The 24,538-nt window shown below is 62.3% G+C and carries 21 protein-coding genes; 5 read left to right on the top strand and 16 right to left on the bottom strand.

Translation table 11 applies throughout. The features are described from left to right. Positions 1-91 precede the first annotated feature (91 nt). Complete coding sequence (locus H6851_11895; protein MCB9944306.1) at positions 92-904, top strand: ParA family protein; 813 nt, start codon at positions 92-94, stop codon at positions 902-904. On the opposite strand, the gene H6851_11900 is transcribed toward H6851_11895, so the two are convergent. The 16 genes from H6851_11900 to H6851_11975 form a co-directional block, all read right to left on the bottom strand. Then, positions 858-2,114 carry a UxaA family hydrolase gene (locus H6851_11900; protein ID MCB9944307.1) on the bottom strand — a complete coding sequence of 419 codons (1,257 nt, stop codon included), beginning with the start codon at positions 2,112-2,114 and terminating at the stop codon, positions 858-860. The two genes, H6851_11895 and H6851_11900, sit on opposite strands and share 47 nt — an antisense overlap. After that, entirely contained in the window at positions 2,114-2,431 is a 318-nt protein-coding gene (locus tag H6851_11905; protein MCB9944308.1) for a UxaA family hydrolase, read from the bottom strand. Before H6851_11905 ends, H6851_11900 begins: the two co-directional genes overlap by 1 nt. Then, a complete protein-coding gene (locus H6851_11910; GenBank protein ID MCB9944309.1) occupies positions 2,431-3,078 on the bottom strand; it encodes an RraA family protein in 648 nt (215 codons plus the stop codon). Before H6851_11910 ends, H6851_11905 begins: the two co-directional genes overlap by 1 nt. Beyond that, positions 3,075-4,199, bottom strand: a complete 1,125-nt coding sequence (locus H6851_11915; GenBank protein MCB9944310.1) for a mandelate racemase/muconate lactonizing enzyme family protein — start codon at positions 4,197-4,199, stop codon at positions 3,075-3,077. Before H6851_11915 ends, H6851_11910 begins: the two co-directional genes overlap by 4 nt. Before the next feature lie 75 nt (positions 4,200-4,274). Then, positions 4,275-5,252, bottom strand: a complete 978-nt coding sequence (locus H6851_11920; protein ID MCB9944311.1) for a class II aldolase — start codon at positions 5,250-5,252, stop codon at positions 4,275-4,277. Further along, positions 5,239-6,480, bottom strand: coding sequence for an FGGY-family carbohydrate kinase (locus H6851_11925; GenBank protein ID MCB9944312.1), 1,242 nt, complete (start codon positions 6,478-6,480; stop codon positions 5,239-5,241). Before H6851_11925 ends, H6851_11920 begins: the two co-directional genes overlap by 14 nt. Continuing rightward, positions 6,473-7,948, bottom strand: coding sequence for a glycerol-3-phosphate dehydrogenase (locus tag H6851_11930; protein ID MCB9944313.1), 1,476 nt, complete (start codon positions 7,946-7,948; stop codon positions 6,473-6,475). The genes H6851_11925 and H6851_11930 overlap by 8 nt, the downstream gene beginning before the upstream one ends. After that, on the bottom strand, positions 7,948-8,982 hold the full coding sequence (locus H6851_11935; GenBank protein MCB9944314.1) for a 2-hydroxyacid dehydrogenase: 1,035 nt from the start codon (positions 8,980-8,982) through the stop codon (positions 7,948-7,950). Before H6851_11935 ends, H6851_11930 begins: the two co-directional genes overlap by 1 nt. After that, complete coding sequence (locus H6851_11940; GenBank protein ID MCB9944315.1) at positions 8,979-10,523, bottom strand: carbohydrate kinase; 1,545 nt, start codon at positions 10,521-10,523, stop codon at positions 8,979-8,981. Before H6851_11940 ends, H6851_11935 begins: the two co-directional genes overlap by 4 nt. Then, positions 10,520-11,668 carry an ABC transporter ATP-binding protein gene (locus H6851_11945; protein MCB9944316.1) on the bottom strand — a complete coding sequence of 383 codons (1,149 nt, stop codon included), beginning with the start codon at positions 11,666-11,668 and terminating at the stop codon, positions 10,520-10,522. The genes H6851_11940 and H6851_11945 overlap by 4 nt, the downstream gene beginning before the upstream one ends. Continuing rightward, positions 11,661-12,764, bottom strand: coding sequence for an ABC transporter ATP-binding protein (locus H6851_11950; protein MCB9944317.1), 1,104 nt, complete (start codon positions 12,762-12,764; stop codon positions 11,661-11,663). Before H6851_11950 ends, H6851_11945 begins: the two co-directional genes overlap by 8 nt. Beyond that, positions 12,761-13,618, bottom strand: coding sequence for a carbohydrate ABC transporter permease (locus tag H6851_11955; protein ID MCB9944318.1), 858 nt, complete (start codon positions 13,616-13,618; stop codon positions 12,761-12,763). The genes H6851_11950 and H6851_11955 overlap by 4 nt, the downstream gene beginning before the upstream one ends. Before the next feature lie 3 nt (positions 13,619-13,621). Then, positions 13,622-14,539, bottom strand: coding sequence for a sugar ABC transporter permease (locus H6851_11960; GenBank protein MCB9944319.1), 918 nt, complete (start codon positions 14,537-14,539; stop codon positions 13,622-13,624). A 63-nt stretch (positions 14,540-14,602) separates the two neighbouring features. Then, entirely contained in the window at positions 14,603-16,039 is a 1,437-nt protein-coding gene (locus tag H6851_11965; protein MCB9944320.1) for an extracellular solute-binding protein, read from the bottom strand. Positions 16,040-16,058: 19 nt separating this feature from the next. Further along, positions 16,059-17,057: a sugar-binding transcriptional regulator gene (locus tag H6851_11970; protein ID MCB9944321.1), complete on the bottom strand. Its 999-nt coding sequence runs from the start codon at positions 17,055-17,057 to the stop codon at positions 16,059-16,061. 50 nt (positions 17,058-17,107) lie between these two features. Next, complete coding sequence (locus tag H6851_11975; protein ID MCB9944322.1) at positions 17,108-19,186, bottom strand: hydantoinase/oxoprolinase family protein; 2,079 nt, start codon at positions 19,184-19,186, stop codon at positions 17,108-17,110. A 159-nt stretch (positions 19,187-19,345) separates the two neighbouring features. Between H6851_11975 and H6851_11980 the strand changes: the two genes are divergently transcribed. From H6851_11980 to H6851_11995, 4 genes are all read left to right on the top strand, one after another. Next, complete coding sequence (locus H6851_11980; protein ID MCB9944323.1) at positions 19,346-20,317, top strand: ABC transporter permease; 972 nt, start codon at positions 19,346-19,348, stop codon at positions 20,315-20,317. Further along, entirely contained in the window at positions 20,314-21,054 is a 741-nt protein-coding gene (locus tag H6851_11985; protein ID MCB9944324.1) for a sugar ABC transporter ATP-binding protein, read from the top strand. The genes H6851_11980 and H6851_11985 overlap by 4 nt, the downstream gene beginning before the upstream one ends. 300 nt (positions 21,055-21,354) lie before the next feature. Further along, a complete protein-coding gene (locus H6851_11990) occupies positions 21,355-24,054 on the top strand; it encodes a hybrid sensor histidine kinase/response regulator (protein MCB9944325.1) in 2,700 nt (899 codons plus the stop codon). Continuing rightward, positions 24,051-24,527: a chemotaxis protein CheW gene (locus H6851_11995; GenBank protein MCB9944326.1), complete on the top strand. Its 477-nt coding sequence runs from the start codon at positions 24,051-24,053 to the stop codon at positions 24,525-24,527. Before H6851_11990 ends, H6851_11995 begins: the two co-directional genes overlap by 4 nt. Positions 24,528-24,538 lie beyond the last annotated feature (11 nt).

Consider the following 24,538-nt stretch of genomic DNA (forward strand, 5'->3'; position numbering starts at 1 on the left):
CATCAGTCACACGTGGCCAGTCATCGCCCTGCGGCAGAAACTTTGCTGGCATAGGCAAGGCTAGGCATCGACAAGATCCAGGATCGGGACCATGGGTGGATCTTCACCTCAAACGCACGGCGCGTATGACGGACGCATCCTTGCAATTGCCAATCTCAAGGGCGGGACCGGCAAGAGCACGCTTGCCGTCAATCTCGCATCGGCACTGGCTGCCGAGGGACGTTCGGTATGTCTGGTCGATTGTGATCCGCAGTCGTCAAGCCATGAATGGCTTTCGTCCATGCCGCATGTGGGCGTCACGGCGCTCAAGCGCGACGTGAAATCCTGGGCCGTCGGCGAGTGGATCGCCGAGGCCGGCGAGTTCTGCCGCAACCACGATGTCGTCGTGGTCGATCTGCCCGGCGCCATCGGCCCGATCACGGCAGCAGCCTGCCTGACCGCGCATGTCGTCCTCGTGCCGACCTCGGGCTCCGGTGTCGAACTGGCCGGTACGCGTCGAGCCGTCCGTTTCCTGCACAGGGTCGGTGAGGAACGGCGCAATGCTCCTGCGACGATCATGCTGGCACCGAACAAAGTTGAGGGAGGTTCCGCAGCACTCCGCCAGATCACGGCCATCGCCTCGCAGTACCGCATCCGGCTGGCGCCATCCGTTCCTGTCGATCGTGACTTTGCCGATGCCTTCGAGGCGCATCAATGGGTGGGAACCCATGCAATGGCCTCGCCGGCCCATGTCGCGATCCTCAATCTGGGACAAGCGGTCGTACAGCAACTGGAGCTTGCGGCACGACCGCCCGTGCTGGCGCTGTCCAATCTTCAGTCACGCGAGCAACTCAACAATCCCGATCATCAGGACGGCCTCATTGCCCGGTTGCTGAGGGGGCGCTTTCGCCGCCCTGCTGCGTGAATGGAACGGTCGTCGCCAGGCGGTTCATGGGCAGACAGGCCGGGCCGACCGGTTCGAAAGTCTTGTAATTCAGGATGAACTCGCGATGGCCGAGCGCCTCGGACATCGTTCGTTCGCCATCGGCGACCCGCTCGACCAGTTGCACGATTTCCGCGCCCACATCCTCGATGCCGGCCTGTTCTTCGAGGATGCGGCCGGCATTCACGTCCATATCGTCCGCCATCCGCCTGTAGGTGAGCGGATTGGCGCAGACCTTGATGACCGGCGAGATTGCCGAGCCGACCACCGAACCGCGCCCGGTGGAAAAGAGGATGATGTGGCAGCCGGAGGCGATCAGCTCGACGATTTCGGCATTGTCGTTGATATTGGGATAGCCGAAGCGAAGCTCGCCGTCCGGAACCACATCCATCAGATAGAGCCCGCCCGAAGGTGGCCGGGTGCCCGGCTTGATCATGCCGTCGATCGGCACTGTTCCGGCCTTGGCATAGGCGCCAAGGCTCTTCTCCTCGATCGTGGTCAGACCGCCCTCGGCGTTTCCGGGAGCAAAGCTTCCCTGACCGAGCAGGCCGTAATAGCGCGCCGCCTTGTCGATCGCCTTGATGATTTCCGCGCCGAGCTCGGGCGTCACCGCGCGACCGGCCATGTGATGCTCGCAGCCGATCAGTTCGCCGGTTTCCTCGAAGATGCAGGCCGCACCCTTTTCGACCAGACGGTCGAAGGCGTTGCCCATGGCGGGATTGGCCGTGAGCCCGCTCGTACCGTCCGATCCGCCGCAGATGGTGCCGACCACGAGCTCGTCGATGCCCATTTCGACCCTTGGCAGAGCCGCATTCCTGTCGCAGGTAGCACGGACCCAGGCGCGCCCGGCATCCACCGTCTTGCGCGTCCCGCCTTCCCGTTGGATGACGAGCGTGCGCACCGGGCGTCCCGTCGCCTCGATCCGTCGCGCCAGGCCGCTGCGGTCGAACCCCTCGCAGCCGAGCGAAACGAGCAGCACGCCCGCGACATTGGGGTGTGTCGCCAGCCTCTCCATCATGTCGAACGCATAGAGATTGGCAAAACAACCCGGAAAGCCGATCAGATGGACGTCCTCATCCTCGAACGGCCGCACGATCTCGCGTGCCACATGATGCGCGCATTCGACGAGATAGGTGACGATGATCGTGTTGCGGATGCCCTTGCGGCCATCGCTGCGCAGCCATCCCTGCATCAGAGTGTCTCCCCCTGCCGAAAGCGGTCGCCATGATCGGCGGTGAATGAAGGCGTGTAGTCACTCTTCAGGTTCTCGGTGTGAACCCGCTGGCCACGGTCGATATCGGTGGTTGCCGACCCTATGCTCATGCCGAGCTTGAGGACCTTCTCGCCCCGGCCTATGGCCCGGCGGGCGATCTTGAAGCCGAGCGGCAGCGCCGCCTCGATCCTCGTCGGCACGCCGTCGATCGGGACCATCTCGCCGGCCTCGATGTTGCGGCAGGCGACAAGAACGTTGTCGGCCTCGGCGAGCAGGATGACAGGTGGTCGTTTCATCAGAATTTTCCATATTTGCGATAGGCTTCCTGCGGATCCATTCCTTCGAGGATGGCGGTCCTCACCTTGTTCTCGGTGCCGATCGCCTCTTCGGCCGCCTTGACGATGGTCTCCGCCTGCGCACGGGGCAGGATGCAGATGCCATCCATGTCGGCCAGGAGATAGTCGCCAGCATGAATGCGCACATCGCCGATCTGGACAGGTTCGTCGAAGGCATGGGGAAGCCACCGTCCGACGATGTCCTTCGGGGTGAAATGGGTGCAGGCAAGGGGAAATTGCTGCTGCATGGTCTGTGCCACATCGCGCGCGGGGCCATCGACGACATAACCCGACACACCGCGGAACTTCAGCGTCTCGGAGGAAAGTTCCCCCATGAGAGCGATGTCGTGGGTATGAGGCTGACAGACGGCGACATGCCCCGGTCTGGCCTTGGCCAGGACACCTGTCCATTCGAGCAGGGTCTCGTGCGCATCGGCACCCTCGTCGACATGCCCCTCGACGGTCCAGACCGGCCCTGCGAGCCGCCGCTCGGGCTGGACCAGCCGTATGTTCGACGGGAGCAGGAAGTTGGTGTGCCCCTGAGCGCGCATGATGTCGTGAACGATGGCGCTGTAGCAGGCTTCGAGCCGCCGACCCAGATCGCTCATGATCCGGTCCCCTCGTCGATGGTGACGGCACTGCCGGGTTCCGCCAGACGGTCGAGGGCTTCGTGGTCCCAGTCGATACCCAGCCCGGCGCCAGACGATGGCAGGGCGTGACCGTCCTCGATGGTCATCTGTGTCTTTGTGAGCGAATCCAGCTGCGGGATGTATTCGACCCACCGGGAATTCGGCACGGCACAGCACAACCCCACATGCAGCTCCATGAGGAAATGCGGGCAGACCGGAAGGTTCATCGCATCGGCCATGTGGGCCACCTTGAGCCACGGGGTGATGCCGCCGATGCGGGCGACGTCGACCTGTACGACCGAGCAGGCATTGCGCTGCATGTAGTCGGCGAAATGCCGGATCGAATAGATCGATTCGCCCACCGCCACCGGGATGGATGTCGACTGGCACAGTCGCACATGCCCGTTGATGTCGTCGGATGGCATCGGTTCCTCGAACCAGCCGATGTCGGCCTCCTCGTAGCGCCCGGCGCGGCGGATGGCTTCATCCACGCTGAAGGCCTGGTTGGCGTCGGTCAGGATCTCGAAGGCCGGACCGACGGCTTCGCGCACGGCCAGCAAACGCTCCACGTCCTCGGCGGCGTGTGGCTTCCCGACCTTGATCTTGCACCCGCCAAAGCCACGTGAGCGGACCTCCAGCGCATCCTTCACCAGATCGCCGGTCCCGATATGAAGCCAGCCGCCTTCGGTGGAATAGACCGTGATGCGATCCTTCGCACCGCCCGCCATGACATGCAGCGGCAGGCCGGCCTTGCGGCAGCGCAGATCCCAAAGGGCGGTGTCGAGGGCGGCAAGCGCCAGAGCCGTGATCGCACCGGGTTGGGTGGCGTGGGTCCTGAACTTGAGGTCGCGCCAGAGATGCTCGACCATGGCGGCATCGCGGCCGATGAGGGAAGGCGCAAGCGTGTCGCGCAGCAACCCCATGACCGCGCTTCCGCCTGTTCCTATGGTATAGCTGTACCCCGTGCCGGTTGCGCCATCGGCATCATGGATGATGACGATCGGTGTTTCCTGGCTGACAAAAGACTGTATGGCGTCCGTACGAACAACCTTGGGTTTCAGATCGACGAGCTTGAGCTCGATCCGTTCAATGCGCGCCATGCGCTGCCTCCCCGTTGATATCGAACGGGATGGAACGACGGCAACGAGCGCGCGTCAAGGCGCCAGTCGGGACTTTCAGCGTTCGAGCTGCTGGCGATATTTCTCCGCGTCCCAGTCCATGAGTGCGAGTTCCTCATCGATGCTCAGGCGACGCAGTTCGGCATGCCCGGGCAGGCGGGCGAGCACATGGGCCAGACAGGAGGCCATCGCTTGTGCGCTGCCCGATGCATCATCCGGCAGGAACGCTCCATCGGCAGTCAGCAACAGCTTCGAGGGGCCGCCCGGCTCCGTTGCCGCCGCCGGCCCGAGAAAGACCACATGATCGGGATAATAGGACCCGCCAAGCGCGAGCTTCCGCAATCCGGGTACGACGGCAAGACTCTGCGCCAGCCTGTCGGCCACCGGCGTGCTGCCCGGCGGTGCGCGGTCGGGCACATCGCTTTCGCCGGCGAGAAGCGGAGCATCCAGCTTGCGTTCCACCCTGTCGATGATCGAGCCCGCTTCCTCGGCGGTCGATGCTCCCACGACAAGACCATGATTGCCCAGAACGAGGATCGTCGCCCTGCGTCCGGAAGGATGATGGCCGAGAACCGAGGCGATGCCCCGGGTGAGGTCCATTCCCGGCTTGTAATAGGGGATGAAGGCCCAGTCCTCTCCGTCGAGGCGCTGGCCGAGCTGTTGTTTCGCATCCGCACGGATGGCCAGTGCGATGGTCCGCACCGAATGGGTGTGGATGACGATCTCGTGATCGAGCAGGGCATGCATGCTCGTTTCGATCGACGGGCGCAGGCCGCGCGCGTTCTGTCCCGCAATCACGGATGCCAGTACGGCCTGCTCGCTTGTCGCATCGATGGCAGCCAGCACCTTTCCACGGTCCACGGGTACGAAGACATCATCGTCGTCAGCGTCGGCGAGCCAAAGCCCGGAAGCCTTGACCCACATGACATCGCCCGACTTGATCGAGGTATTGCCGCCAGAAGCCTGGACCTGCTCGATATCGCGGCCCAGCCGGGCCGACAGGCGGCGAAGGGGCCCGAATTCAGCGTGTGGCATCGTGATATCCCTGTCTTGCGAGGCGGGCGGTCCCGTAGGCTGCTTCGACGCTCAGGGCCTCGGTCATGCCGATTCCCAGCCGGTTCTCGCGAATGGTCTGCCAGGCCCGGTTGCCGGCGCCGCCACCGACGGTACGCAGCGAGCGCAGTGCGGGTGCGCCGTGCGACCGCAGGGCCTCATAGCCGCGCGCCTCGACATCGGCGATACCCTCGAACAGGGCCTGAAGGAACATGGCGTCGTCGGCGGGGCGGTCGGCAGGTTCGAAGGTCAGGGCGTCATCCTGAACGGGAAAACGCTCGCCCGTGCCCGCAAGCGGGTGCCAGCGCATCCCTGTCGGCCGCCCGGGATGCAGCTGCCCGCTGAGTTTTTCCATTTCGGGCGCCGTGAAAAAACGCAACAGCGCCTTTCCGCCGCTGTTTGACGCTCCGCCAGCCAGCCAGCGGTCCCCCATCCGATGGCTGTAGACGCCCAGTTCCGGCGCGAATACCGGTTTGTCGGACATCAGCTTGAGTGTCAGCGTCGATCCGAGGGCCGTGACGGCATCGCCGACCTGGTCCGCTCCGGTGGCCAGGAACGAAGCACAGCCGTCCGTGGTGCCGGCCAGGATCATGGGCTTGCCGGGTCCGGATGAAATCGCCGCTCCGGGTGCCGCGACCCGGGGAAGCAGATCGCGGCGGACACCGAGATCGTCCATCCATGATGGCCACTCGCGGCGAACCGGATCGTAACCCAGCTTGAGGACGTTGTTCTCATCCGAAATGCCGGGTGGTGCACCGAGCTTCATGGCAAGCCAGTCAGCCTGGAACATCGCCCGCGCGGCCCGCGGATATTCCCGTTGGGCATCGAGCAGGCGTGCCAGCGGCGATGCGGCGCCATGCGCACCGCATTCGGGTGGCGCCACCTTGCCGATCCGGCCGGCATGAGCTGCGGAGCCGCGATCGTCGTACATGCGGGCCGGACCGAGCGGCTCGCCGGCCTCGTCGGTCAGCAGCAGCGTGCCGGAGGTTCCGTCGACGGCCAGCGCATCCACGGCCGGCAAAGCATCAAGCAGTCGCAGGAGGGCCCTTTCCCAGTCGTGCGGATCCTGGGTGACGCGGGCATCGTCATGCAGGCGTGACGCGGGAATATTTTCCTTCGCATCGAAGACAATCCGTCCATCATCGTCGATGACGACCGCGCGCATCCCCGAAGTGCCGCAATCGATGCCGAGGAAGTGCCGATCAGCCATGACGGGCCTGTTTCTCGAACCAGCCCCCAAGGTCGGCAATTTGTTCGCGGGTCATGTGCAGGCCGTGCTTGGTGCGTCGCAGCAGGACGTCGTCGGCGGTTTTCGCCCATTCCCCGTCGATGAGATGACGCAACTCGCACTCGTACAGCGTACTGCCGAAATGATGGCCAAGGTCCTCCGGCGTCGAGCAGCCCGCGATGATCCCCTCGGCGCGGGTGCCATACAGCCGGGCAAGATGGCTGGCGATCTCCGCCGGCAACCACTCATGGCGACGCCTGAAATCCGCCTCGAAGCGCTCGAAGTCGGCATCGTCGATATCGCCTCCCGGCAGGGGAACATTCGAGGTCCAGGCCGGTTTCATCCCGGCGAAGAATGGCCTGAGCTTGTCGAGCGCGTGTTCGGCCAGCTTGCGGTAGGTGGTGATCTTGCCGCCGAAGACCGACAGGATCGGCGGCCCCGCACTGTCGTCGATGTCGAATACATAGTCGCGGGTGACCGCAGACGGGTTTTCCGCATCGTCGTCATAGAGGGGGCGAACACCGGAAAAGCTGTGCAGGACGTCTTCGCGGTTGAGCGAGCGCTTGAAATAGCGGTTGAGAACCGAGAGCAGGTAGTCGATCTCATGGGCGGCAATCGACACCTCTTCGGCCGGTCCCTGATAGGGGATGTCCGTGGTGCCGATCAGCGTCAGGTCCTTTTCGTAGGGATTGACGAAAATGACCCGCTTGTCGGTATTCTGCAGCAGGTAGGCCTGCGGACCGTCCCAGAACTTCCTCGTGATGATATGGCTGCCCTTGACCAGTCTCACCCTGCGCTTGCCATTGATGCCGCTGCGGCCGATCACCTGTTCGACCCAGGGACCGGCGGCATTGACGATGCAACGACATCGGACCGTGCGGTCATCGAGTTCGACGGTCCAGTGATCGTGATCGCGCCGGGCCGAACGAAAGGCTGTCCTTGTGAGAACGGTGGCTCCCGCCTCTCTTGCCGCAATGGCATTGAGAACCACCAGTCGGGCATCGTCCACCCAGCAGTCGGAATATTCGAATGCCCTTGTGAAATCATCCCGGATGGGTACTCCCTCCGGGTCGTGCCTCAGGTCGATGGCCCGGGTCGGTGGCAACTTCTTGCGACCGCCCAGGTGGTCGTAGAGGAACAGGCCAAGGCGAATGAGCCATGCCGGGCGCTGCCCGGCGCTGTGCGGCAGGACGAAGCGCATCGGCCAGATGATGTGCGGCGCCGCGGCCAGCAGCACCTCGCGCTCGATCAGTGCCTCGCGGACCAGCCGGAACTCGTAATATTCAAGATAGCGAAGGCCACCATGAACCAGCTTTCCCGAACGGGACGAGGTCCCCTGCGCGAGATCGTCCTTCTCGCAGAGCAATACCGACAGGCCACGGCCCGCCGCATCGCGGGCAATGCCCGCACCGTTGATTCCGCCACCGACGACGAGGAGGTCGAACATCATCAGCAGGGATTTTTCAGCGGCTCGCCCGCACGCCAGCGGCGAATCTCGTCAGCCACCATGACGGCGGCGGTGCGGATCGTCGTTGTCGACGCACCGGCGATATGTGGTGTTAACGTGACATTCGGCAAACGGAGAATTTCCGCGTCGGCCGGTGGTGGCTCCTGCCAGAATGTCTCCAGCATGGCTCCGCGCAGATGGCCACTCTTCAACGCGTCGCGAAGATCCTCATAATTCACCATCGGCCCACGGGCGGTATTGATGAACCATGCTCCCTTGCGCATCTTCGCGAATTGCTCGCGTGCGAGAAAACCGCGGGTCTCGTCGGTGACCCGGGCGTGGAGGCTCACCACATGCGACTGTTCCAGAAGTGTATCGAGATCCACCTGCTCGACACCGTTGGTGCGGTCTTCGTCATCAATCCCGACATAGGGATCGTTGACAAGAATGCGGCAACCGAACGGCCTGAGCAGCCTGGTGACCTTCGATCCGATATGCCCGTAGCCGATGAGCCCCACCGTGAGCTCGCTCAGCTCCGGTCCGGTGATGTCGGCCCGATACAGGTCGCCCCGCCAGACCCCTGCGCGCAGGGTTTCGTGACCGAGCCGCATGAGACGGGTTTCCATCAAGATGGCACCGATGGTGAATTCCGCGACAGCGGTAGCATTGCGGCCGGGTGCATTGGCAACCTTGACCCCGTGGACCCGACACGCATCCATGTCGATGTTCACCGGCCCGCCACGGCTGACGGCGATGAGTTTGAGATCCGGGCAACGCTTCAGGATCGAATCCGAGATGGGTGCCAGATGTGTCACGAGGACCTCGGCATTGCCGATCATCTCGACAATGCCATCAGGTTCCCCGAGAAATTCGCGTAATCCAGCCAGTTCACCATGATCGCGGCTGAAGATGAAAGGCTTGTCCGGCCAGTCGAGGGTGAATGAACGGAACTCCAGGCCATCGATCTTGCGCAATTCGGCCTCGAAATAGTCCGGGCGCATGAAATGATCGCCGATGATGACGGTGCGTGTGGTCATGAGTTCAATTGCCGCCAGATGGGTTGGGTGGCCTTGCGGGCCGAGACATAGATTTCGAACTGCCGGTCGTAGATTTCGCCAAGTTGCGGATCGGGTTCGACCATCGAACCGATGAGCGGTTCGACCCACTGCCGGGCACAGGAGGCCATGTCGCCATAGGCTCCGATCGCCACCGCCGCCATCATCGCGGTACCCGCAGCACCGGCCTCCTCGCGCTCGATGACACGCACGGGCCTGTCAAGAACGCTGGCGAAGATGGTCTTCAGCGCGAGGGAACGGGCAGCCCCGCCGGTGATTCTCACCTCCTGGGGAATTTCTCCCATGGCTTCGTAACAGTCCCGTCCCGCCAGCGACAGTCCCTCATAGACGGATCGCATCAGGTCCATGGTGGTCACCCGGGTCGAAAGTCCCATGAACTGGGCGCGGGCATTCACATCGACAAACGGCCCGCGCTCGCCCGCCTCGTGAATATAGGGATGATAGAGCGCTGCGGCCGGTCTGGCATCCAGAACCTTCGGATCCAGTGCTGCAAGGGCTTCCCTGCGCGACACCGCGGTCCCGAGTAGCGCCGCACCTTCCCGGATGCGATCGGTGATCCAGTCGATATTGATGGTCGCCGCCATGTTCGACTGCATGCGCGTGAGGTGATCCTCGACGGGGAAGGTCATCGTGTAGCCGGACGGTTCGGCATCGAGGACAACCTTGTCCGGATGGTCGACGAGCCGCATGTGCATGCTGGTCGTCCCGATGATCGAACAGCCGACATCCTTGCCGGGCGCATAGAGCCCGCCACCGAGACCGGTGCAGATGACGTCGAGGAAGCCGAGGCTGACCGGGGTTCCCTCGCGCAGCCCTGTGGCGGCTGCGGCTTCCACCGACAGCGGATGACAGGTTCGCGAACCGTCGATCATCTCCGGCAGGAGACGGGCGAGGTGACCGATGCCCAGAGCCTTGAGAATCTCCGGTTCATAGGCGCGCGTGCGAAAATCGCCGAAGGTAAACGTTCCCTCGGCGCTGTCCGTGACCCGCCGGCCCGTCATGCGGAAATAGATCCAGTCCTTGCAGTGCATCGCTGTTCGCGTGCGTTCCAGCAACTGGGGCGCATGACGCTGGAGCCACAACAGGTGCGCGCTCTGGTTGCAGGCATTCAGACCGCAGCCGGTATAGGCATACATGCTCCTGCGGACACCGGAGCGTTCCAGTTCCTCGACTATGGATGCCGACCGGCTGTCGAGCCACAACCAGGCCGGTGACACCGGCTCACCGTCGGCGTCGACGAGCCATGTCCCGTCGCCCTGGCCGGTGATGCCGATCGCCGCAACCCTTTGCGGCAGCCCGTCGATGCGCTCGCCCATCTCGCGCAGTACGGCCGCCGCATCGGACCATGTCCGGGTCATGTCCTGCTCGACCGCACCGCCACCGGGTTCGGTGTAATGGTTCGGCCTGGCCGTCATGGCCAGTTGCCGGCCTTCGAGGTCGAAGGCGACGGCCTTGATCACCGAGGTGCCGGCATCGATGCCGATGATGATATCGGCGGTCATGGAGTCCGATCCGCAGGCATCATCCCGTGGAACAGTGCCGCTTCGCTGTTCCGGTCGAAAACGTGCAGGGCCGATGCCGGCAGTTCGACACCGATCGAGCTGCCCGCCGGCGCTTCGAACATTCCGTGGGCAACGGCGATCAACAGCGAGCGGCCGAACTCGATGCCGATATGGGTCTGGTCTCCCAGCCAGTGATGCGAGACGACCTTGCCCTGCAGGCCATCCTGTCCGCCCAACTGGACCTTGTGCGGTCGCACGCCAAGGTAGACCTCCTGACCGTCGTGCAGGCCGGAATGGGCTTCCGGCGCCTGATCCCTCGCGGGAAGGGGGACGCGGAAGGCTTCGCTACCCTGGTCGATGGCCACCAGTTGCAGGAGTTCGCCATCCTTGCGCACCTTCGCCTCGTAAATGTTCATGGGCGGCTCGCCTATGAAGGACGCGACGAAGAGATTGGCCGGCCGCTCCTTGAGCTGCGATGGCGTGGCGAACTGTTGGAGAACCCCCTTTTCCATGACCGCGATCCGGTCGGCGAGGGCGATGGCCTCGGTCTGGTCGTGAGTGACGAATACCGTCGTCATCTTGCGGGTGATCAGCCAGTCCTTGATGCGTGCGCGCAGGATGGCCCGCAACTGCGGCTCCAGCTGCGACATCGGCTCATCGAGCAGGTAGGCGTCGGCATCGCGGATCAGTGCCCTCGCGAGCGAGGTCCGCTGCTGTTGCCCGGCGGATATGGTGGGAGGGAAGCGATCGAGGATATCGTCGATCTCCAGCAGGTCCGCCACCTCGTCAACCTTGGCCGCGACTTCGGCTTTCGGCCGGCGGTCGCGCAGGAGGGCAAAGCCGATATTGTCCTTGATGCGCAGGGGCGGGTAGAGGGCATAGCCCTCGAACGCCATGGCGACGTTGCGACTGGCCGGCGGCAGCGTATTGATGACCCGTTCGCCGAGGCGGATTTCACCGGATGTCACGCTTTCGAACCCTGCGATCATCCTCAAGGTGCTGGTCTTGCCGCAACCGGAAGAACCCAGCAGGCCGACAATTTCACCATCCTTGATCGGCATGTCGACATGATCGACAGCCATGACCGGGTGACGGCTCCTGGGATCGTAGGTCTTGCAGACCGTATCGAGGACCAGTTCAGCCATGTGCGACACCTCCGCTGGCACCCGTACGGTCGGGGTCGATGCGCTGGCCGCTCGCCGGATCGAACACATGCAGTCTTGCGAAATCGATGCTCACATGGACGTCCTTGTGTCCTCGCGGAAACTCTGCGGCTTCCTCTTCCGAACAACTCGCCAGCAATTCGCTGCCGTCGGCCGCCTTGAGCAGCAGGACGGCGCGGACATTCAGCGGCGTCACCGCATCGAGCACCATGGGAATGGTCTGCTCACCGGGTTCCATCGACACGGCGATATGCTCCGGACGGATACCGACAAGCCTCCGGCCGTTGCCGTTGACCGGAGAGGTGATCTGGCGACCGAACAACTCGAAGTGGCCATTGCTGAACTGGCGTTCGATGATGTTGATGGTCGGATCTCCGAACAGGCGGGCGATCTGCGGTGTTCCCGGTGCGGCATAGATCGACGAAGGTGGTCCGATCTGGCTGATGCGGGTCGAGTCGAGGACCGCCACCCGATCGCCCAGGGCCATGGCCTCCTTGTAGTCCTGCGTGACGTAGATCACCGTTGCCGATGCCTGCCGGAGCACGCGCGGCAGTTCGAGACGCATTTCGTAGCGCAGCTTGGCATCGACATTGCGCAGCGGATCGTCGAGCAGCAGGAGAGGAGGCTTGGGTGCCAGTGCCCGTGCGAGCGAGGTGCGCTGCTTTTGGCCGTTGGACAGCGCCTTGGGCAGGTGGCCGAGCACATGTCCGATGCGCAGGAGTTCGGCGACCTCGTTGACTCGTGACCGCACGGCCGAATCACTCTCGCCGCGGGCGCGCAGTGGACTGGCGATGTTGTCAAAGGCCGACATGTGAGGATAGAGCGCGAAGTTCTGGAAGGCCATTCCGATGCCGCGGTCCTCGGGAGCCAGATAGGTCACGTCGCGGTTGCCGATCGAGATCGTTCCCTCGTCGGGCTCGTTCAGCCCCGCAATCAGGCGCAACATGACCGTCTTGCCAGAGCCGGAAGGACCGAACACGACCAATCGCTCGCCCTGTTCGACGCCCAGATCGAGCCGTTCGAGCACGGTTTCCCTTTTGAAGCGTTTGGTAACGCCTGAAAGTTGCAGATAGCTCATCCCTTGACAGCTCCAAGCGACAGGCCCTCGACGAGATAGCGCTGGGCATAGAGCGCCAAGAGCAGGGTGGGGGTCACGGACAGCACGATCGAGGCGGCGATCTGGCCATACTGGATACCCGATGCCGTGACGAAGGCGAGCGCGCCGACGGTCACCGGCTGCTTGTCCGCCGAAGCGAGAATGAGGGCAAAGACGAAATTGTTCCATGCGAAGATAAACGCCAGCAGCATGGCGGCGGCGATGCCCGGACGTGCCAGCGGAATCGAGATCCGCAGGAAGGTCTTCAGCCAGCTGTTGCCGTCGACCCGATAGGCATGCTCGATATCCTCGCTGATGTCCTCGAAGTAGCCGCGGACAATCCACAGGATGAGCGGCAGGGTGATGAGCTGGTAGACCCAGATGAGGCCGAAATAGGTATCGATGAGTCCCATGCTTTGGAAATAGAGTGCCAGCGGAAGAAGGACGAGAAGCGGCGGTGCAAAGCGGAACGACAACAGCGTGAACGCGATATCTTCGCCAAGACGGAACTTGAAACGGGCGAAGGCATAGGCGGCAGGGATGCCCAGAAGAAGGGAAAGCGCCACCGACACCGTACTCAGGATGAGGCTGTTCCCCAGGTTCTTCATGAATGCGATTTCGAGCACACCTGCCTGGCTTTCCAGCTTGCCGGATATCAACGCCACATAGTTCTGTAGCGTAGGCTCGAAGATGATCGAAGGCGGAATTCTCAAGATCGTTTCATTCGTCTGAAACGACATGAGGAATACCCAGAAGATAGGAAACAGGAAGAAAAGGGTGACGAGCGTGAGAAGTGTTCCACGCAGCCATTTCTTCCATCCGCTATTGCTGCCCATGGATCAAGCTCCCCTGCTGCGTTCGCGCAGCCGCAGCCACTGTTTGACGAAGACGTTGGAGAGTGTGAAGGTGATTGCCCAGAGCACCATCAGCAGGGCCGCCGAACCGCCGACATTGGTGTACTGGTAGCGCTCGAGATAGGCCTGCACCTGAAACACCATCAGCGTGTCGCCCGGCCCGCCTTGTGTCATTGCGTAGATGATATCGAACTGCTGGATACTTTCCAGCATGCGGAACAGCACCGCGGTGATGATGTAGGGGGTCAGCATCGGCAGGGTGATGCGGAAGAAGACGAAGGATGCCGGGACGCCGTCGAGTTCTGCCGCCTCGAACGGCTGGCGCGGCAGGGCCCGCAGACCCGCCAGCAGCAGGATCATCATGAACGGCGTGTAGACCCAGACATCGACGAGAGTGACCGTGAAGAGGGCCGTGCTCGGATCACTCGCCCACTTGAAATCATCCAGGCCGACAAGGCCTATCAGGTAGGAGAGAATGCCGAAATTCGGATTGGTCATCAGCTTCCACATCAACGCGGCAATGGCCGGTGCTATCATGAGGGGAAGCATGAGCATGATGCTCAAGGCATTGTTGAGCAGCGACCGGCGTTGCAGGAGGAGGGCGACGCCGAGACCCAGAAGCAGCTCGATGACGACAGTCACGAAGGTATAGAGCAGGGAAATCCTGATCGTGTTCCAGAATGCCGGATCGCTCAAGAACGCATAGTAATTGTCGAACCAGATGAACCCGCGGGTCATCGGGAACGCCAGATTGTAGCGTTGCAGCGAATAATACACCGCAGTGCCGAACGGAATGAGAATGCCGATGCAGACCAGCAGCGCGGGCAAACTCAGAATATATGGCAAGGCAACCTGTATGAACGGTCGCTTGGCTGCCGAATTCAAGGCATTCTCCCCGATCATTCGTTCCAGGCCGCACCGGATCCATCAAGATCCGGTGCGGCCCATCATAGAGGCAGGCTTCGATCAGAGACCGACCGAGCGAAGCTGTCGATTGACGCTGTCGACGAGCTGGTCGAGCCCCTCATCGACGCCAACCTCGCCGGCGACCATCTTCTGCAGGCTGGCAGCCCACTCGGTCGTCAGGTTGAAGAACAGCGGCTGCGGCGTGAAGTAGATCTTCGAGCCCGGTGCCGAAGCCTTGTACTGCTCCAGATAGCCCGGGTAGCTCTTGGCGATACGATCCTGGAAGTTCTGGTCATCCCATACCGACTGGCGCACGGGATTGACGAAATCCTTCTGGGTCGCGCCGAACACGCCGTGCTCGGTACCGCTGGCCCACTGCATCCACAACCAGGCGGCGTCCTTCTGGCTGGAGAACTGGCTGAGGCCAAGGGACCAGATCCAGACATTGGGTGTGGGCGCGCCGGCCTCGGGATTGGCAGCAAAGGCGCTGTAGGCCAGATTGCCGGCCTCGGCATTGCCGCCTCCGTTCATGAAATAGCCCAGGATATCGGCGTCGAAGATCATGCCCGAAGCACCGGCACCGAGATCCGTTCCGACCTGATACCATGTATAGGTCGACCAGTCCTTGGGCCCGCTGTCCTGGATCATCTTGACCCACTTGGCATGGAACGCCTTGGATTCGGCCGTGCCCATTGCGGCCATCAGCTTGCCGTCCTCCAGGGTGAAATCCTTCTGGCCGAAATTGGAGTAGGCCGAGAGGAATCCCGGATGGATCGTTGCCCAGCTGCGCGAGCCGCGGACGCCGATCCCGTACACGCCGTCGACATCGCTGGTGATCTTGGCCGCCTTTTCCATCATGTCGTCCATGTTCTCCGGCGGAGTCATGGAAAGCTGATCGAAGATGCGCTTGTTGTAGGTGACCGAATTGAGCTCGAATCCCCATGGAATGCACCATTGCTTGGCACCCTCGCCACCGAGCTCGGCACCGGGAATGCCCGACCATGCGGTCGAGGCGCGCAGGTTCGGCAGCACATCGTCCCAATTGTAGTTCGGGTTGGTGCGCGCGGGGTCGTTGATGTATTCCGACAGGTCGACGAGCCAGCCCGCGGGACCGTACTGCCAGGTCTGATAGGCGCCGGTCATGAACGCATCGTACTGGGTCGAGCCCGACGACAGCGCGGCGGTGACCTTGTCGAAGTAGACGTCTTCGGGAAAGACATCATACTTGACGTCCATTCCCGTCAGTTCGCGGAAATTGTCGAGATTGTCGATCATCGCATCCATGTAGGGATGCTTGTTCATGAGAAGGTTGACCGTCTTCCCCTGGTGCTGCTTCCAGTCGAAGTCAGCGGCAAGAGCGCGGGTCTGCATCATGTTGAGGATGTGGACACTGGCCGCTGCCGTAAGCCCCATGCTCCCGGTCCGGCGCAGGAAGTCACGGCGTCCGATTTCCTTGCGGATGACGGCTTGGGCCAGATCCTTGGCTTTTTCGTGCATCAATGCCTCCCTTGGCTAGTCACGACGTTTGAACTGCAGGTCGTGCCGGGCTCCTCTGCCCCAGCTCGACCATTCGATGGGCCGTACTCTCATCGGTGATGAGGCCCGACAGGATACCGCTCTTGAGGACTGCTCGGATGGCGTGCGCCTTGCCCTGGCCGCCGGCAATCGCCACGACCTCCTTACCCCGAAGGTCGGCCAGATCGAGCGACATGGCGCGATCGGCGATCTCGCTCTCGATGACCTTGCCGTCTTCGCCGAAGAACCGGCCCAGCATTTCCCCCCGTGCGCCCAGCTGTTCCAGTGCGGCGAATTCCCCGGATGTGATCATGCCGGTCTCGAGCAGATGCGGCGTGCGGCTCACGCTGCCGATGCCGACGATCATCAGTTCCGCCTGTCTCGCGGTCTCGAAAACCTGCGAAACGCTGTGCTGTGCCATCAGCACGGCCTTGTCGTCGATGGTATTGGCCATCATCGGCACCGGCATGAAGAACGTCTCGCCCGGAACCCGTTCCGCCAGCCGGTGAATGACATCATAGGGGTTGGCTGCCGCATGACGGGTAAGGCTGCCCAGCAGCGACACGAATTTGCTGTCGCATTGCGGCATGCGCGGCAGGCGGTCGATCACGGCGCCAAGTGTGCGCCCGTGTCCGAGCCCGACGATGTTGCGTGGACGCTGCTCCAGCGTGGTCAGCAGGAAATGCGAACCGGCGGCCGCCAGCGTACGCAGCGGAAGGTCGGTCTCGCCGATATCCGGGGCAACCACGCAGAACTCAAGGCCATAACCGTTGCTGAGCGTTTCCTCAAGCTCGATGCAATGGGCGGCCGACCCTTCGATGGTCACCCGGACCAGACCTTCCTTGTGGGCCATCGCGATCAGGCGATTGACCTTGACCCGGGAAACTCCAAGTCTGGTTGCGATATCCTCTTGTGTCATGCCGCCAATATACGAGAGCCATGCGGCTCGCGTCGCCATCCCCAGTTCATGCGCCTGTCGTTCATCGCCACCCATGAACATTTTTTCGCTGTTTGAACTATTATACATACTCCACGCATCGGGCCGGCTTGTCAAGCCAATGGTCGCGGTCGCGCCACCGAGATGACCAGATTGCCGAAACGGTCGGATTCCACTCTGTCGCCCGGCTCGACGACGATGGTGGTGTCGAGTTGTTCGATGATCGCCGGGCCGGCGATAACAGCTTCCAGCGGCAGGCTTCGACGGTTGTAGACAGGTGTCTCCATCCAGTCCTTGCCGAACCGGACCCGGCGTGTTCCGATACGGGCATCGGCAACGTCACGCCGGCGATCGCCGTCATCGCGAAGCAGGTCGGCGTGGACGCCGCTGCGCTTGGCAACGACGCTGGCCTTGAGGGCGACAATCACCGGTGTCATTTCAGGCAACTCTATGCCGAAGCGATCGAGGTAGGCGGCATCGAAAGCCGAGCGGATCGATGTGCGGTCGAGAGTTCCGGGTCTCGCGGGAACATTGAGGACATGGGTCTGCCCGCGAAACTGCATGTCGAGTGAGAAATTCACCTGCACGCTGTCGATGGCGACATGTTCGCGACCCAGCGCGATCCTTCCACGCGATTCGAGATCGTCCAGGATGTTCGCAATTTCACCATCCCCGACATTGTCGAGAGTGCGATTGATGGTCAGTGTCAGATCGTGACGGATGTCGGCGACAACGCAACCGATGGCGTTGGTGATGCCGGGGCGCACCGGGATCAGGACCCGCGGTATGCCCAATTCTCGGGCGATGGCGCTTGCATGCAGCGGACCGGCGCCGCCAAAGGCGAACAGCGCGTAGTCGCGGGGATCGTGGCCGCGGGCGAGCGAGACCATGCGGATGGCCCCGGCCATCCGGTCGTTGGCGATACGCAGGATGGCGGCTGCGGCCGACCTTGCGTCGAGGCCGAGGGGATGGCCGATTTTCTCCTCGATGGCGCGCTCGACCCGTTCGAGCGGCGCCCGGCCATCGACCGACAGCAGCCCCTCCGGATTGAGTCGGCCCAGTACCAGGTTGGCATCGGTGATGGTGGGCTCGCTGCCGCCGCGGCCGAACGCGATGGGGCCGGGCACGGCACCTGCACTGCGCGGACCAACCTGCAACATCCCGCCATCGTTGATGAATGCTATCGAACCGCCACCGGCCCCGATGGTATGAACATCGACCATGGGCACATGGATCGGCATGCCGTGTTCGAGTTCGAGTTCGTCGCTCACCGCCGGAACGCCGGCTTGTATGAGGGCCACGTCGGAACTCGTTCCCCCCATGTCGTAGGTGATGAGATCGGGAAATCCGGCAAGCTGACCGATGAATGCGGCTGCCATCACTCCCGAAGCCGGACCCGACATGACCGTCTTGGCAGCTTCCTCCGCTACGAGTTCGGCAGCCACCGTGCCGCCATTGCCCTGCATCACGAGAAGGTCGCGCGCGAAGCCCCGCCGTTTCAGCTCGTCGCGCAGATGCGCCACATAACGTGCAAGTACGGGCTGCACCACGGCATTGACCGTGGCGGTCGTGCCTCGTTCGAACTCGCGGAACTCCGAGAGCACCTCGTGGCCGACTGTGACATGCGCATTCGGCCAGAGCGAGCGGACGATCTCGCCAGCACGGATCTCGTGCCCGGGGCGGGCATAGGCGTGGAGGAAGTGGATCACGACGGATTCGCAACCTGCCTCGATCAAGGCTTCCGCGGCCTGCCGGACTCCGTCCTCGTCAAGCGGTGTCACCACGCGTCCCTCGGCATCGGTACGCTCTTCGACCTCCCGTCGCAATTCGCGGGGGATCAGCGGTTCGAATACACCGGTCATGCCATAGGGTTGTGGACGGGTACGTCGCCCCAGTTCGAGGATATCGCGAAACCCGCGGGTGGTGATCAGGCCGGTACGGGCGATCCCGCGTTCGAGCAGGGCATTGGTCGTGGTCGTCGTCCCGTGGACGATGGTCTCGATCGTGGCGAGGTCGAGAGCCGCCCGGGATATCGCATCGAGTACTCCGAGCGCCTGGTTTTGAGGTGTGCTCGGGACCTTGGCGACCAGCAGGCGGGAGCTTCCGTCCCGTGTCGGGGATCCCGCGATTGCGACAAGGTCGGTAAAGGTCCCACCCACATCGACACCGATAGTTCCGCCAGCTTGCCTCACCGGGTACCTCCCATGACCGACCTTGCGGCCAGCTTGCCCGTGCAGGCAGCCTGTTGCAAGGAAGGTGCTCTTGCCAACCCGCGGACCGACTGTTTATCACCATGGCATGTCAGGTGACCGGTTGGGCCTGGTCGAAGCTGTCGGGGAGCAAGAAAGAACATGAACGCAGGCATCGGGGCGGCAGGACCTCCCCTTTTGGCGAGGCTTTCCTTTCGAATCGAAAGCCTGGGGGTACTGCTGCTGCTCTCTGCGGCGATGGCCTGGATGTCGCCATATTTTCTTTCGGTCTCCAACATTCTCAATATTCTCCTGGCTACGGCCACTATCGGTGTCCTCGCGATCGGTGCGACCTACGTCATCAGCGCGGCCGGTCTGGACTTGTCCCTGGGGTCGGTGCTGGGGGTCTCGGCCGTGGTCGGCGCCTGGTTGATCGACCGTGCGGAACTGCCCTGGATCTTCGGTATCATCGGCTGTCTCGGTGCAGGTGCTCTGGCCGGTTTCATCAACGGTCTGTTGATCACCCGCGGTCGCATACCAGCCTTCATCGTCACTCTCGGCATGTTGGGGATCGCGCGCGGGGTGGCTCTGGTGATCGCCAATGGCCAGACCATCTATGGCCTGGCCCCGGAAATCGTCTTTCTGGGACAGGGACGACCGTGGGGCGTGCCCATGCCGGTATTCATCTTCATCGGTGTTGCGCTGGTGATGCATTACATCCTCGCCTACACGCGCTTCGGTCGATACACGCTGGTCATCGGCGACAACGAGATGGCCGCACGCGCCATGGGGGTGCAGGTCGAAACCCACAAGTTGAAGCTCTATACGGTGTCCGGCCTCATGGCCGGCGTCGGTGGCCTGCTGTTCATGAGCAGGGTGAATGCCGGCGATCCGACGGCGGGTGTCGGTTACGAACTCACCGCGATCACCGCCGCCATCATCGGCGGGACCAATCTGTTCGGCGGTCGCGGCTCGATCCTTGGCACCTTCATCGGCGCGCTCATCATGGGTGTCCTGCAGAACGGACTCAACCTGCTCGCCGTACAATCCTATTATCAGCAGATATCGATCGGTGCGGTGCTCATCTTCGCGGTCTGGCTCGACCAGACGGGCAGGCGGAGGCGCGACGCATGAGTGCACTGCTCGAACTCACCAACGTGCAAAAGCGCTTCGGCAGTATCCAGGCCCTGTCCGGTATCAGCTTCTCGGTTGCCCGCGGCGAGGTGCTGGCCCTTGTCGGGGACAATGGTGCGGGCAAGTCGACGCTGATGAAGACCATCTCGGGTATCTACAGTGCCGACGAGGGGACCATCCGCTTCGATGGTCAGGATATTACCAGAACCTTGCCGGGCGAGATCCGCGAGCGCGGGATCGAGATGATCTATCAGGATCTGGCGCTGGCCCGGCAGCAGAATGTCGCTGCCAACATCTTCCTCGGTCGGGAACCGGTGCGCAAGTGGCTGGGCTTCCTGCCCATGATCGACCGGGGCCGGATCGACGAAGAGGCGAGGCGGATGGTTGAGCGCCTCGGTGCAAGAATTCCATCGATCCATGTCGATGTCGGCTATCTCTCGGGCGGCCAGCAGCAGTCGGTGGCGATTGCGCGAGCGCTGACCTTCGATCCCAAGCTCGTCATCATGGACGAGCCGACGGCGGCCCTTGCCGTGCGCGAGGTCGAGCATGTGCTGGACCTCATCCGCGGCCTCAGGGAGCAGGGTATCTCGGTCATTCTCATCAGTCACCGGCTGACCGATGTCTTTGCGGTCTCGGACCGTATCGTCGCCCTGCGGCAGGGGCAGGTGATTGCCGAAGAGGAAACCGCGCGGACCAACATGCAGGAAGTCGTCGCCCACATCGTCGGCGCCCATTGACGTTTCTTCCTCGTTCCGGGGGGACTTGCTCGGCCATGTCTCCTGACGCGACGCCAGCCAATCGGCCCGGCATCCTGCGCATCAGGCTGCGAATGCGCGGCTTTCCCCGATTGTGGAAAACAGATTGGAGAATGGGGACGGGCCAGCTCTGCTGCGAGGCCGGATGAGGCGGTCGCTGCAATAAAATTGGGAGGAATTCACCGCGGGTTAACTATTCGGTCGGATAACTGGGGTAGGGGATCATCGCGAATTGCCGCGTTCGACCTATCGCAACATTCATGCGCCGAGGATCGTGCCAGGATGGATGAACTTCTTTCCGAGTTCTTGACCGAGTGTATCGAGAACATGACCGTTCTCGATGTCGAGCTTGTCAGGCTCGAACAGAACCCCAACGATCTGGACCTGATCGGCAGTATTTTCCGTATTGTTCATACGATCAAGGGAACTTGTGGTTTTCTGGGTCTTCCACGCCTTGAGCATGTCGCGCATGCCTCGGAAAACGTGCTCGGAAAGTTTCGCGACGGTGAGATGCCTGTTACACCGGCAGCGGTGACGGTCATTCTCGCGGCGCTCGATCGCATCAAGGAAATCCTCGATGCCCTCGCGGATACGCAGGCCGAACCCGAGGGCGATGATTCCGACCTGATCGCCATGCTCGATCAGGTTCTGTCGGGGAGTGAAGTGGTCCCGGCACCTGCTGTGATCGCAAGGGCTCCGGCAGAAGCGGTGGCAAAGCAATCAGGAAAAAAAGCCGAAATTTCGACTGGAAACAATCCTGCCCCCGCCGATGTTGACGAGGACGTCGATGATGTCCCCTCGGCAGTGAAGGTGACCGATGCCGCTTCGGCGAGGCCAGCTCCCGCACGGGCTGCCGCAGCTCCATCGTCAAAGGCAACCGATGGCGAGGGAGGAGCCAGCAAGTCGGCGGCAATGACCGCGCAGACACTGCGGGTTCCCGTCGATCTTCTCGAAACATTGATGACCCTCGTGAGCGAACTGGTGCTGACCCGCAACCAGCTCCTCCAGATGGTGCGCAATACCTCGGACAACGCCTTCAAGGCCCCGCTGCAGCGACTCAGCCACATTACGTCGGAACTGCAGGAAGGGGTCATGAAGACCCGCATGCAGCCGATCGGCAACGCCTGGAGCAAGCTGCCCCGCATTGTTCGCGACCTGGCCATCGATCTGGGAAAGCAGATCGAGTTGAACATGATCGGTGCGGAAACCGAACTGGACCGCCAGGTTCTCGAACTGATCAAGGATCCGCTGACCCACATGGTCCGCAATTCCGCTGATCACGGTCTTGAGAAACCGGAGCAGCGAGCGGCGGCTGGCAAGCCCGAGCAGGGAACGATAACGCTCAATGCGTTCCACGAGGGCGGACATATCATCATCAAGATTTCCGATGATGGCAAAGGTCTCGATGTTGACAGGATCTCCCAGAAGATCGTCAGCAACGGGTTGGCCAGCGAAGCCGATCTCGCTTCGCTGTCGCCCCAGCAGATCATGCAGTTTATTTTCAAGCCCGGTTTCTCGACCGCGGAACAGGTCACCAGCGTTTCCGGCCGAGGGGTCGGAATGGATGTGGTGCGCACCAATATCGAGAAGATCGGCGGCTCGATCGAACTGGCATCGGAACTGGGCAGGGGGTCGACCTTCACCATCAAGATCCCGCTGACGCTCGCCATCGTATCGGCACTCATTGTGCAGGCTGGTGGCGAACGTTTCGCCATGCCGCAGATCGGAGTGGTCGAACTCGTGCGTGCGGGAGCCAAATCCGAGCACAGGATCGAGGTCATTGACGGTGCACCCATCCTGCGGTTGCGTGACCGACTCCTTCCCTTGATGTCGCTCGCAAAGCTTCTCGGTCTCCAAAGCTCGCGCAAGGAAGCGGACATCACCCAGGATGCTTATGTCGTTGTTTCGCAGGTCGGTACCTGTCTGTTCGGGCTGATTGTCGATCAGGTCTACGATACCGAGGAAATCGTGGTGAAGCCCGTGGCACCCATTCTGCGCAATGTGGGAGTCTTCTCCGGCAACACCATTCTCGGTGACGGAAACGTCGTCATGATCATCGATCTCAACGGCATCACGAGCGCCCTTGCAACGACCAGTGCCGCCACCAATGCCACCCAGTCGGCGGCCCCATCGTCACGTGACAACGATCGTGCCTCCTATCTGGTATTCAAGGCCGGCGAAGGTGCCCTCAAGGCCGTGCCTCTCAGTCTGGTCACCCGCCTTGAGGAAATCGAGGCCGCCAATATCGAGCGATCCGGTCATCAGACGGTCATGCAGTATCGCGGTGCGCTCATGCCGCTCACCGATGTCGATGGCATGCCGGTGTTCATCGACGGGGGGTTCAAGCCCGTTCTGGTGTTCACTGACGTCGGCCGCAACATGGGGCTGGTGGTCGACGAGATCATCGATATCGCCGAGACGGCGATTCAACTGGAGATCCAGAGCAAGGATCCCCAGGTCCTCGGTACGGCCGTCATTGCCGGCAAGGCCACCGACCTTCTCGATGTCGCCTATTTTGTCAACAGGATCTTCGGCGGCTGGTTCATGACCGAGGAGACCGATGCCTTCGAGGATCAGGGAGCATCGGTGAAGAAGTCCTCGAAAAAACGGCTTCTCATGGTCGATGACAGTGCCTTTTTCCGCAACATGCTCGCTCCGCTACTCGAATCCAGCGGTTACGACGTCACGACGGCGACTCTGGCGACCGAGGCCCTGGCCATGCGCCAGATGGGGGAGAAGTTCGACTACATTCTCTCCGATATCGAGATGCCGGAAATGAACGGTTTCGAATTTGCCGAGGCCTGCCGCGACGGCGGTCCATGGCAGGATACCCCGATCATCGCGCTGTCATCGCATACGACGCCGCAGGATATCGAGCGCGGGCGGAATGTCGGCTTCACGGACTATGTCGGCAAGCTCGATCGCGACGCACTGCTTCACGCTCTTGCCAATTGCCGCAGTTTTGTTGGGAACATGGGATGACGATCCAGCTGCAGGACAAAACCCGTTCGCCGGATGACCCTATCCTCAAGGGCGAACTCGTTTCGATGATCGTGGCGGGCCAGCTCGTCGGCATACCCGTCGACACCGTGCAGGATATTCTCGGCGCCCAGCGCATCACGCCCGTACCGATGGCGGCCCGGGAGGTCGCCGGTGTCCTGAACCTGCGAGGCCGCATCGTCACCGCGATCAACCTGCGCCGCAGGCTCAAGATTCCCGATCCTGCGGATGGCCAGACCTCCGGGATGAGTGTCGTCGTCGCGCATGAGGGCGAACTCTACAGCCTGCTCATCGACCAGGTCGGCGAAGTGCTCACGCCACCTGCCGACCGCTTCGAACGCGATGTCGTTTCCCTGTCTCCCGCCTGGCGCGACGTTGCGACCGGAATTTTCCGCCTCGACAACCAGTTGCTCGTGTTGCTGGACGTCGGTCGCGTTCTGCAATTCGACCGCTGATCTTCATGGGT

This window comes from Geminicoccaceae bacterium (genome assembly GCA_020638465.1).
In the GTDB taxonomy this organism is placed as follows: domain Bacteria; phylum Pseudomonadota; class Alphaproteobacteria; order Geminicoccales; family Geminicoccaceae; genus JAGREO01.